A 10,895-nucleotide genomic window follows, 5' to 3' on the forward strand; every position below is an offset into this window, starting at 1 on the left:
TGTACGCAATTAACAGTCTTTAGTCAGTGGGGATTTTTGCTCATTCAGGTTTAGAGGAAATAACAGTCAGAAGTCAGAACGCTGAGAACCTGGTTAAACAGTCTAACCCGCAGGACTATTTGCTTTTCCAAGCCAGCAGAGATTCACAATAGGGTCATTGTTGAATTCATCTCAATGAATCTATCAGCTATTATGAAGCACTGCCGGTTTCTCTCTTTTAAGCTGAGCCGCTGAAATCATTTCTTCAGAGTAACGATCCATTACAGTCTCTTTCCATCGGTTTTCATATAGTGAGAGTCGTCGATAAATAGCGCGATTTCTATTTTGATACATGGAGGACTTGAAGCAGGCGTTAAACGTACAGCTCTCAAAAATGAGTATTGGGGATCTGCCTGATGTTGAATGTTAAATCGATTGTGTTGTTTGTTGTTTTTTTTATGCCACTGAATGTATCGTGTGATCTTCTTTTAGAAGATATTCTTCTTAGACAAAAGAGTACTACCGGGATTAGCGTCTGGATTGAATATATAATAGAGGACGTTTTTTATACCCCATCACAGAAACGGTCATTAGTAGGGATAATACTAAAAGCTATTTTCGATGATTCGATATTGATTTTTTCTGAAAGGTTCAATGTTTTATCAAGAGTTCTCGGGAATGATGAATTGTTAGATAGCCTGTTGGTCTGGATTAACGAGTATGGCAATGATACTGCTCTTATTATATTGGTCAATATAACACTGAGCTTGAGTTATCAAGATAAAGATCTTAATTGCAGCGATATTACAAGGCACATAAATTTTTATAATGATTATTTTTAGTGATTAAAAAACATCGTTTCAGTCTTCTGTTTATGACCTTGAAAATTATGCAGCTGTTGGGAAAGAGCTTCAAAAAAAATACTCGAGCAAGCTGATGTTGTCTCGTTCTCACGCTCATGAGGTAGCTTAACGGTTTTGCAACACCCTCAGGAGCGTGGGAACAACTCAATAATTTTACTCATTTATTGATATGTCTTAGGCCGTATAAGTTCATTTATTGCTTTAAATAATTCCCCAATTAAAAGCTTCCACTGCTTAACATCGTTCACTTTATCCTTTGCGGTTAACTCATTTTCTCTTTTATATTCATCTAAAATATCCTGAAGAAATTCGCCTCTGATTTTATTATTGTTCTTTTTTGTTAATTCACCTGACTTGGAAGTAACGGAATCAAGACGGTTTTCTGTAACTTTTGCAAGAAGTGAAGCAAGTAGAATCTGGTTTTCTTCACTGATGTGTTGGACTTTTTTAGTTTTAGGTAATGCTTTTTTTGAATTGGTTTCATCAAAGTTCGAATTTTTTATTTTTAAAATAACGGGTTGATGATATTTTAAAAATTTGGGCTCAACAGGTTTAATGACAACACCTTCTGCAATGTCAGCAGTTTGACTATGAAGACTTTTAAAAACCGGGTTGTAAGAAAGAGCGTCTTCAAAGGAGTCACACATTTTTAACTCTATAACGGTAGGGATACCCGTCGCCAAAGTCCATTGTTTAAAAGTGTTATAATCTATTTTTTGTTTGTTGACGAAAATGTCGAAAGCTGCAAATTTGATATTGTCCTGGTAAAAAATTTGTTTCTGTATAGATTTGCCATAGAGTTCGCCCGTGACATTTAAAATGTCTCCTTCTTTACAGAACTTTCGGTACATATCAAGAATCATTTCTCTGTATTGTTCATATACTGGGCGGTGATTAAAAAACTTTTCATCATCGCCCACCCAGTCATTCCTCCTACCCACCCTGACAACGGTGCCATCAGTCCAGAAGCTGTAATTACAGCCATGAATTTTTTCAAGTACTACCCATGGCAGGTCGTGCTCATCATTTTCTTCAATGAGTGCTCTGATGGCATCAAGGACCTTTTGATTCGAACTGTTTTCTATTGAGTGATAGGAATTGAATTGTTCGGATAAAGGTTTTTTGAGCGTTTCATCCGCATCTTCATCCGAGGCTGAGGCTTCTGATCGAAGCGTGGAAGTTGAAGCAGCTTCGGCTCCGGTAGAGGAGTTTGTTGTTGTGGTAGTAGTGCTTTCTGAGTTGGTGGCATCACTTTGTGTAGACGAAGTGGTTGTCTGCTTTTCCTGTTGCCTGTCATTGTCGTTTTTTTTCTCAGGGCTATCAGCCACTTTTCTGATAATCTGCTCAAAAAAACCGGATTCGGAACTATTGTCTTTTCCTTTTGGGTAAACCCTGATGGTATCCGGTGCTTCAAAGTCAAGGTCAATATAATCTCCCCCGGACGCTACTGAGGACACAGGAGGTAACATAGGGATAGAGGCAGTCGCATAAAACGTATGTTGAGTCTCCTGATAAAGCTCTATCTCAGAGTGAGTGATCGTTTTAGGGTTGTATTCCGTTGGCAAGTAATTCAGTGTGGGCGTTGGAAGAACTATGGTTTTATCGATTACAGTGGTTGCCAGTGATATGACGCTGTCGTTCAGTAGTTGAAATCCTCTGGTTTGGTCAATGCTTTGAATGCCTGAGGCCGTTGGGGTTGGTTCAATCAGTAGTGGAAAATAAATAGTGTCTGGCAAGTTGTTTTTGTAGGTGTAAATTTCTATCTTGTCTGGTTCTATTTCTATTTTTTGAACACCTTTATTATTCATTGCCAGAGACAAAGGATTGCTGTTATGAATTAATTCGTTGTTTCTAAACAGGGCTTTATCTCCCTGAACCTGAACTTCCAACCCTCCCATTCTCCCAACAAAAACAGCCTCGGAAGATTGTGCATTATTTGAAAGTATTGAGCCTGTAATAATGGACAGCACACCAAGAGACAGGCCATTGAGTACCCTAAAAAGCATCGTCGTCAATCCTGAGTTCATCAGCAGAGTTGAAAAGATTAGCCTATTCTCTGGAAAGCTCTACGCTCACTCAGAATTAAATGTTCAGGGCCTGAAAAAGGTACTTAAGTGCTGATTGATTTTTTGTCCCATTGCCTCATTACTATGCTGAAGCGCGCAGCGAGTCAATGGATAAAGCGGCATGGGTGCTATCAAAAGAAAAGTCTGCCTCCTCATAAATGAATAACCTTTATAGGTCAGCAGTGATGTGAAGTCATACAAAGTGAGTTCAGGCAATGATTGAGAACAATCCAGAAGCAGTTGTTCTTATCTTCTTTTTCTACAGAATCGTTAGCTGCTATTGAAAAAAATAGAATCTGTACCACCCTTACATTTTTTGTAAAAAGGTATAGAAGATGTTTAGACTCAGGCTGATATTGTCAGTAGCTATTATGATGAGCACGTCATCAGGAGCTTTCGCAATAACGAAGACAATGGAGTGTGTTGAAAATAATGAAGGATCGCTATTTTACGAACAGCAATTCAGGTTGAAGCCACCAATTTCTATTAATGGAAAAAGAGTCCACTATATAAAATTAAGATCAGCACTAAAGGTTGCAACAGAGTTAGGAACCGATGAACCATTCTCCATTGTAGGGAGGGGGATGAGGATATACGCAGGCGAAAATTCCGAAGAGGGGCTATTAATAAGACAGTTGGATGGAACGACAGATCCAAATGAAATAATTTCACAGGTTTCGCAACTGAGTGGATACAATACTGATTGTGTTATCGACTACTCAAATAAACTTGATGAAAAGCTGCCGTTATTCAACGCTGGAAATCCAATGGCTGAACTTTATAGGTTCAAAGCCAAATTTGTTCCCTGGCCCTATGACGCCAGCAACTTTTAGCGCGCAGTCGACAAATTGAGAGCACATAGAACAAATGCTTCCAGTTCTTTCCGGGTCTTTGCCGCTCGGCTGAAGCAGATATTGATGGTTTTTTTAATATTGCTGGTGGACTTATTTTCAGGTCCCTCGCTCAATGGCGGCGTAATCGTACGAATCACGCAGTGTTGACTCATACGCGGTGGTGTGGGGCGAGCGTAGCCAGAAAGCTACGCTCTAAACGTCTGACAATCAAGCATCAATACGCTTGTATTTGATGCGGTGGGGGCCTGCAGCTTCTTCACCCAGGCGCTCCTTGCGATCGGCTTCGTACTCAGTGTAGTTGCCTTCAAAGAAGGTGACTTTGGAATCGCCTTCATACGCCAGGATATGAGTAGCAACACGATCCAGGAACCAGCGATCGTGAGAGATCACCATGGCGCAGCCCGGGAAAGCCAGAAGTGCATCTTCCAGGGCACGCAGGGTTTCTACATCAAGGTCGTTGGAGGGCTCGTCGAGTAGTAGTACATTGCCGCCTTCTTTCAGTGTCGCTGCCAGTTGCAGTCGTCCACGCTCACCACCGGAGAGTTCACCCACGCGTTTCTGCTGGTCGCCACCTTTGAAGTTGAACCGACCAATATACTTACGGGACTGCATTTCGTATCCATTGATGCGCAGGATGTCCTGGCCATCGGAGATCGCTTCGAAAACCGTCTTGTCATCTTTCAGCTCGTCACGCATCTGCTGAACATTAGAGATTTTGATCGTCTCACCGTGTTCAATGGTTCCGGAATCAGGCTGTTCGTCTCCGGTAATTATCCTGAACAGTGTGGTTTTACCGGCACCGTTACCACCGATAATACCGACAATAGCGCCCTTGGGAATGCTGAAACTCAGGTCGTCGATCAGCAGGCGATCACCAAAGCCTTTGGAAACATGATTGAATTCCAGAACTTTATCGCCCAGACGCGGGCCAGGTGGAATGTAGATTTCGTTGGTTTCGTTACGGGCCTGAAATTCCTGTGACTGCATTTCTTCAAAGCGCGCCAGACGTGCCTTGGATTTAGACTGACGACCTTTGGTGTTGGAGCGTGACCATTCCAGTTCCTGCTGCATTGCTTTACGATGAGCGTCCTGCTGCTTGCTTTCCTGTTCAAGTCGAGCTTCTTTCTGCTCCAGCCAGTCACTGTAGTTACCTTCCCACGGAATACCATGACCACGGTCCAGTTCCAGAATCCAGCCCGCTGCGTTGTCCAGGAAGTAACGGTCGTGGGTAATAGCCACAACGGTTCCCGGATATTCAACAAGGAAGCGCTCGAGCCAGGCAACTGATTCGGCATCCAGGTGGTTAGTAGGTTCGTCCAGCAACAACATTTCGGGGCTGGAGAGCAACAGGCGACAAAGTGCTACACGACGGCGTTCACCGCCAGACAGCTTGTCTACGACAGCGTCCCATTCAGGAAGACGCAAGGCGTCGGCAGCAACGTCCAGTTTGCGCTCCAGGTTGTGGGCATCCGCCGCCTGAATAATGTTTTCCAGTCTGGCCTGTTCTGCCGCCAGGGCATCAAAGTCGGCATCTGGCTCGGCGTAGGCGGCGTAAACCGCTTCCAGCTTGTCCTGAGCTTCCTTGATTTCACCCAGGGCTTCTTCCACTACTTCACGAACCGTTTTACCGGGTGTCAGTTGAGGCTCCTGAGGCAGATAGCCAACCTTCAGGTTGGGTTGCGGACGGGCTTCACCATCAAATTCCTGGTCAACACCGGCCATGATGCGCAGCAGAGTCGACTTACCGGCACCGTTCAGACCCAGGACACCAATTTTGGCACCGGGGAAAAAAGAGAGGGAAATGTCTTTAAGAATCTGACGCTTCGGGGGAACGATCTTGCTCACCCGATTCATGGTGTAGACGTATTGTGACAATTTAGGCATCCATAATAGATTTGACTGAACCCCGGAATAATAGCACTTTTGAGGCTTTTCTGTATGCTCGTACCTACTGTCAATAATGTCAAACTCTCGGGCAAAATCCCGACCGCAATGGTGCCTGCAACTGCAGTCCATTTTGATTCCCTTCTGGTTTACGCCTAGAGTGGTAGGGCAATGGAGGATTTTTTATGGAAAACCTGTATGACACTGACTTCTACAGCTGGTCCTATCGTCAGGCCGAGTTGATTAAGCAAGGACGCTTTGATGAGCTTGATATTGCCAACCTGGTAGAGGAAATTGAAGATATGGGCAAGGCTCAGTATCAGGCTTTACGCAGTTGTACTAAAGAATTGCTCCTGCACCTGCTCAAATGGCAAATACAGTCCGGAAAAGACGATCAGCACACAATGACGGACTGGTACAGGAGCTGGCTGGTCAGCGTCGCTAAACAACGAGGCGTCATCCTCGATCTTCTCGAAGATAACCCCAGCCTAAACAGTAAGATTGATGAGGTCTTACCAAAAGCTTATCGGTCTGCAAAGAGGGATGCAGCGGCTGACATGAAATATAAGCCCGATGATTTCCCGGCTGAGTGCCCCTGGAGCTTTGAGCAAATCATGACTGAGGACTGGCTGCCGGAAAGTTAAGTCAGGGCCCATGAGCCTTGCTCAAATTGACATGAAACTTTTTCGATACGAAATCCTGAACAGGTGTATTAGAATGGTCGCCGAAAAACCTCATTAACAGGCAACATTCCGAGGAATCATTAATGTTCAGAAAGGACATGTCCATCGCTGAGTTCGACCCTGAACTCAAGGCTGCTATCGATGCTGAAACGGTTCGCCAGGAAGAGCACATCGAGCTGATTGCTTCCGAAAATTACACTAGCCCCAGAGTGATGGAAGCACAAGGGTCTGTCCTGACCAATAAATACGCAGAAGGTTACCCGGGTAAGCGCTACTACGGTGGCTGTGAGCATGTTGATGTCACTGAACAGCTGGCTATTGATCGCGCTAAAGAGCTGTTTGGTGCCAGCTACGCTAACGTTCAGCCTCATTCCGGCTCTCAGGCCAATGCGGCGGTCTACATGGCTCTGATTAAGCCCGGTGACAAGGTTCTGGGTATGAGTCTGGCTCACGGAGGCCACTTGACTCACGGTGCCAAGGTCAGTTTTTCCGGTCGCATTTATGAAGCAGTTCAGTACGGACTGAACCCTGAAACCGGTGAGATCGACTATCAGGAAGTTGAGCGTCTGGCGGATGAGCACAAGCCAAAAATGATCGTTGCAGGCTTCTCTGCCTACTCCCGTGTTGTGGACTGGCAGCGCTTCCGTGATATTGCCGACAAGGTAGGTGCTTACCTGCTGGTCGATATGGCTCACGTGGCTGGCCTGGTGGCTGCTGGTGTTTACCCGTCTCCTGTAGGCATTGCCGATGTCGTCACGACAACTACTCACAAAACACTGGGTGGTCCCCGTGGCGGCCTGATTTTGGCTAACGATAATGAAGAGCTGAATAAGAAGTTTAACTTTGCTGTATTCCCTGAGTCTCAGGGTGGTCCTCTGTGCCATGTGATTGCAGCCAAGGCGGTTTGCTTCAAGGAAGCGATGTCCGATGACTTCAAGACTTACCAGCAGCAGGTTGTGAGAAATGCTCAGGCGATGACCCGCGTGATGCTTGAGCGTGGTATCAAAATTGTCTCTGGCGGTACCGACGATCACCTGTTCCTGATGGATCTGATCGGTAAAGAGTACACTGGTAAAGACGCTGAAGCGGCACTGGGTGAAGCTAACATTACTGTCAACAAGAATGCGGTTCCAAACGATCCGCGCTCACCCTTTGTCACCAGTGGTCTGCGTATTGGTACTCCAGCCATTACCCGCCGTGGTTTCAACGAAGAAGATTCCGCTGCTCTGGCGGGGTGGATCTGCGACGTACTGGAAAACATCGGTAATGAGCAGGTTGTAGCGGATGTAAAGGTGAATGTTCTGGCAATTTGCAAGCGTCTGCCTGTATACAGCTAATCTGAGACTGCTTTTCAACTGAAGACCGCTGATCTGAAACGGGTCAGTGGGCTTCTCACACTTCTCGCTTCATTGCTGCAAAGTGTTGGTAATTCTGCAAGGGTGAATTATGATGGAAGACTCATTCTGAAGAACGTTTCCATTACCCATGCACTGCCCTTTTTGCAACGCTGTCGATACCAAAGTCATTGATTCCCGCCTGGTGGCAGATGGAAACCAGGTGCGCCGTCGTCGTGAATGTTTGACTTGCAGTGAACGATTTACGACTTATGAAATGGCAGAGTTGTTGATTCCCAGACTGGTCAAGAGAGATGGTTCCCGTGAACCCTTCAATGAAGAAAAGTTACGTGCGGGCATGTCTAAGGCTCTGGAAAAACGCCCTGTCAGCATGGAACAGATCGAAGAGTCAGTGACCCGTATCAAGCTTCGGCTCCGGGCCACCGGTGAGCGGGAAATCAAATCTCTGGTTCTGGGTGAAGAAGTCATGCATGAACTTCGGGAACTCGACGAAATCGCCTACATCCGGTTTGCCTCCGTTTATCGTCACTTCAAGGATCTGAATGAATTCCGGGAAGAGATTGAACGACTGGAGACGACTGATAAGCACTGAGGTCATTGCTGACCTCAGTGCAGAGTTTTCGTTTATCAGCTAATGATAGAGAGGGCCAGCACACCCATATAGGTGGTAAATGCAGCAAGAATAATGGCGCTCTTATAGCGCGGTACTCTGCTGCAAGTGACCCTTCCCAGGGTCATGGATGATGAGCTTGTTTCGTCGCGATCCATTGCCAAACTGGTGACTATGCAAATCGCCAGAAGCGCAGTAAGCCCCGCCATTGCCAGACCATCTCTCTGTAGAACCGATGAATCAATTGCCAGTCCGCCGCTGAGAATCCCGGGAAAAGCCAGAACCCCCAACAGGTTGAATATATTGGAGCCAATAACCGTGGCCATGACCAGATCAAACAGACCCTTTCGGGCACTGGCCAAAGCAGCAGCCATTTCTGGCAGACTGGTTCCGAAGGCGATGACGGTAAGGCCGATAATCATTTCACTGATACCGAATGAGCGGGCCAGTTCACTGGCACCCCAAACCAGCAATTTTGAACTGCCCATAAGCAAGGCCAGCAGAACCAGACTTTCCACAACGGCGCGGGTGGTAGAAATAGAGAGAATAACCACTTCGTCTTCATCTTCATTGTCACCACCGGAATGTTTTGCCAGATAGTAGCAATAAGCGAGCAGGGCCCCGGCCAGGATAAAGCCGTCCATCTGGCTGAGGTCGCCATCGAGCATTAGAGCCATTGCGAAAGCGACGACCAGCACTAAAAGCGGTAGCTCACGGGTAATAATGCGACGGCTGACTACTAAGGGGTAAATAATTCCGCACAATGCCAGCACCAGACCGATATTGATGATGTTAGAGCCAAGGGCATTACCAATGGCAATACCGGCAGAACCGTCCAGTGCGGCAACAGACGATACCAGAAGTTCTGGTGCTGAAGTACCAAAGGCAACAATGGTCATGCCAATGGTGAGAATGGACATACCCAGTCGAGAGGCCAGGGTAGAAGCTACTTCGATCAAACGATCAGCGCTGGTGGATAGAACAACAAAGCCCACCGCTATAGCGGCAACAAAGGAAAGAATTTCAATCATATCAATAGGTGAGAGGGCTTCTGACACAGTCAGCAATCACCAGGCCCTCATAAACCAGTGCTGCCAACCGAGTCTCGCCAAACAATGTGTTGCCACACTGTCGTATACGCCACAGTCGAATGACCAATGATGTTGACGTATACACCTGCTGTCTGCCAGGCAGGCTACTCCCCCGAGTGATGGGTGAGTATATTGAGTTAAGAGGCCGATATCCAGAGGAATTACCGAAGCAGTGATTGAAATTTCCGGGTCAGGGGTTAACAGCAGGCTCTAGCATCTCAATGGTGCCCTCACTCGCGTCGACACGGACGTTTACACCTTCGGCAATGGTAAATATATTATCCTGGTGGCCAATCATTGCCCCATTCCAGGCTGGAATCTGCAAGGGTGAAATGTGTTGTTCCAGCACTTCCTGCAAGCGGAAAGAGCCATAAGGAACCTTGGCATTACAATGTGTACATTGACCAAAAATAAAGCCAGAGATTTCTTTTAAAATACCGGCAGTTTGTAATTGGGTTAACATGCGATCAATTTGATAAACATCTTCACCTGTGTCTTCCAAAAACAGAATTTTATTTTTAAAACTGGGTAAATAGGTGCTTCCCAGCATGGAAACTAACACGGATAAGTTGCCCCCCAGAATTTCCCCTGTGGCAATGCCAGGGTGAATAGTTTGAATTCGCGCAATAGTCCGGGTTAAATCATCGCTTTTGATGATCGGGTTACCCATAGTAATGGCATTACCTTGAAAGAGAATTTTCTCCAAATAATTGACGGTGTATTGCGTCCAGGGAAAAGCCGCAGCCATCGGGCCATGAAACGTTATTAAGCCAGTTTTCTGGTAGATGGCTAACAGCAAGGTGGTAATGTCACTAAAACCCATAAAAATCTTGGGATTCTTTTTGATTAAAGGAAAGTCGAGATACTCCAGTGTTCTGGCCGACCCCCAGCCACCACGTAACTCAATAATGGCTTTAACTTCCGGGTTGGCAAACATGTCATTAATATCAGCAGCACGTGCCTGATCAGTACCCGCAAAATATCCGCTCTGTTGAAAAATCGTTTTACCATAGATAACGTTCAATCCCAATGCCTGAAGTCGCTCTGTTGCAAATTGCACATCCTGAGCGTCATTAACACGAAAGCCACTGGAAATGAAGGCAACGGTATCGCCTTTATTCAGAGGGGGCGGTTTAATAGTTGGTAATGCCAATACAGGGCTGGTAATAAGCCAGCATACAATAATAAATAATAATTTTTTCATAGTTTACTCCAGCAGGAGGTCTTGTTTTCCGAGTCTTCCCCTCACTTATTTTTGAATTTCTCACCTTTCCAGCAGGTTTTATCAAAGGTTATGTCGTCTTTGGAGGGGCGCTAACCAGGTTCTTTCATTACTTGTATGAGCTTGCTTTTAGCCATGAAACACCTCTTACAGGCTGAAAGCCGCTGTCGCTAGTTTAGACAAAAACGACTGATCCATTCATTAATATGCATGAATCACTCAGTTTTAAACGCTTGTTTCTTTATGCTGTTTGAATGGCTATGATGCTGGGCATTATTACTAGAAGAT

General features: G+C 45.7%; 10 protein-coding genes and 1 riboswitch. Of the genes, 6 read left to right on the forward strand and 4 right to left on the reverse strand.

The annotated features are described in order from the left end of the window. Positions 1-81: 81 nt before the first annotated feature. Positions 82-234, forward strand: a complete 153-nt coding sequence (locus tag KDK19_RS24430; protein ID WP_368736468.1) for an IS1 family transposase — start codon at positions 82-84, stop codon at positions 232-234. 161 nt (positions 235-395) lie between these two features. After that, the gene (locus KDK19_RS14375) at positions 396-821 is read left to right on the forward strand and encodes a hypothetical protein (protein ID WP_257292232.1); all 426 of its coding nucleotides are present in this window, start codon (positions 396-398) and stop codon (positions 819-821) included. Between the two features lie 182 nt (positions 822-1,003). Here the strand turns inward: KDK19_RS14375 and KDK19_RS14380 are convergent, their stop codons facing one another. Continuing rightward, the gene (locus tag KDK19_RS14380) at positions 1,004-2,848 is read right to left on the reverse strand and encodes an RNA ligase family protein (RefSeq protein WP_257288343.1); all 1,845 of its coding nucleotides are present in this window, start codon (positions 2,846-2,848) and stop codon (positions 1,004-1,006) included. Positions 2,849-3,243: 395 nt separating this feature from the next. Here KDK19_RS14380 and KDK19_RS14385 point away from each other — a divergent pair, with 395 nt between their 5' ends. After that, positions 3,244-3,741: a hypothetical protein gene (locus KDK19_RS14385; protein ID WP_257292233.1), complete on the forward strand. Its 498-nt coding sequence runs from the start codon at positions 3,244-3,246 to the stop codon at positions 3,739-3,741. A 228-nt stretch (positions 3,742-3,969) separates the two neighbouring features. Here KDK19_RS14385 and ettA read toward each other — a convergent pair whose 3' ends face one another. Next, positions 3,970-5,637, reverse strand: a complete 1,668-nt coding sequence (ettA, locus tag KDK19_RS14390) for an energy-dependent translational throttle protein EttA (RefSeq protein ID WP_257292234.1) — start codon at positions 5,635-5,637, stop codon at positions 3,970-3,972. A 194-nt stretch (positions 5,638-5,831) separates the two neighbouring features. On the opposite strand from ettA, the gene KDK19_RS14395 reads away from it, so the two are divergent. The 3 genes from KDK19_RS14395 to nrdR all read left to right on the forward strand — a co-directional run bounded on the left by KDK19_RS14395 (position 5,832) and on the right by nrdR (position 8,276). After that, on the forward strand, positions 5,832-6,290 hold the full coding sequence (locus KDK19_RS14395; protein WP_257254795.1) for a DUF29 domain-containing protein: 459 nt from the start codon (positions 5,832-5,834) through the stop codon (positions 6,288-6,290). A gap of 122 nt (positions 6,291-6,412) precedes the next feature. Continuing rightward, positions 6,413-7,666, forward strand: coding sequence for a serine hydroxymethyltransferase (glyA, locus tag KDK19_RS14400; RefSeq protein ID WP_257254794.1), 1,254 nt, complete (start codon positions 6,413-6,415; stop codon positions 7,664-7,666). Between the two features lie 148 nt (positions 7,667-7,814). After that, the gene (gene nrdR, locus KDK19_RS14405) at positions 7,815-8,276 is read left to right on the forward strand and encodes a transcriptional regulator NrdR (RefSeq protein WP_257254793.1); all 462 of its coding nucleotides are present in this window, start codon (positions 7,815-7,817) and stop codon (positions 8,274-8,276) included. A gap of 35 nt (positions 8,277-8,311) precedes the next feature. Here nrdR and KDK19_RS14410 read toward each other — a convergent pair whose 3' ends face one another. Then, positions 8,312-9,352: a calcium/sodium antiporter gene (locus tag KDK19_RS14410; protein ID WP_257281302.1), complete on the reverse strand. Its 1,041-nt coding sequence runs from the start codon at positions 9,350-9,352 to the stop codon at positions 8,312-8,314. Positions 9,353-9,405: 53 nt separating this feature from the next. Continuing rightward, positions 9,406-9,512: riboswitch (yybP-ykoY riboswitch) on the reverse strand. A 63-nt stretch (positions 9,513-9,575) separates the two neighbouring features. Further along, positions 9,576-10,589 carry an LD-carboxypeptidase gene (locus KDK19_RS14415; RefSeq protein ID WP_257254791.1) on the reverse strand — a complete coding sequence of 338 codons (1,014 nt, stop codon included), beginning with the start codon at positions 10,587-10,589 and terminating at the stop codon, positions 9,576-9,578. Positions 10,590-10,895: the final 306 nt, after the last annotated feature.

This window comes from Endozoicomonas sp. ONNA1, from assembly GCF_024606325.1.
In the GTDB taxonomy this organism is placed as follows: Bacteria; Pseudomonadota; Gammaproteobacteria; order Pseudomonadales; family Endozoicomonadaceae; genus Endozoicomonas_A.

Coding starts and splice junctions, on each gene's coding strand:
- KDK19_RS14380 (WP_257288343.1), bottom strand. CDS start 2,848: ATGCTTTTTAGGGTACTCAATGGCCTGTCTCTTGGTGTGCTGTCCATT.
- KDK19_RS14395 (WP_257254795.1), top strand. CDS start 5,832: ATGGAAAACCTGTATGACACTGACTTCTACAGCTGGTCCTATCGTCAG.
- KDK19_RS14415 (WP_257254791.1), bottom strand. CDS start 10,589: ATGAAAAAATTATTATTTATTATTGTATGCTGGCTTATTACCAGCCCT.
- KDK19_RS14385 (WP_257292233.1), top strand. CDS start 3,244: ATGTTTAGACTCAGGCTGATATTGTCAGTAGCTATTATGATGAGCACG.
- nrdR (WP_257254793.1), top strand. CDS start 7,815: ATGCACTGCCCTTTTTGCAACGCTGTCGATACCAAAGTCATTGATTCC.
- glyA (WP_257254794.1), top strand. CDS start 6,413: ATGTTCAGAAAGGACATGTCCATCGCTGAGTTCGACCCTGAACTCAAG.
- KDK19_RS14375 (WP_257292232.1), top strand. CDS start 396: ATGTTGAATGTTAAATCGATTGTGTTGTTTGTTGTTTTTTTTATGCCA.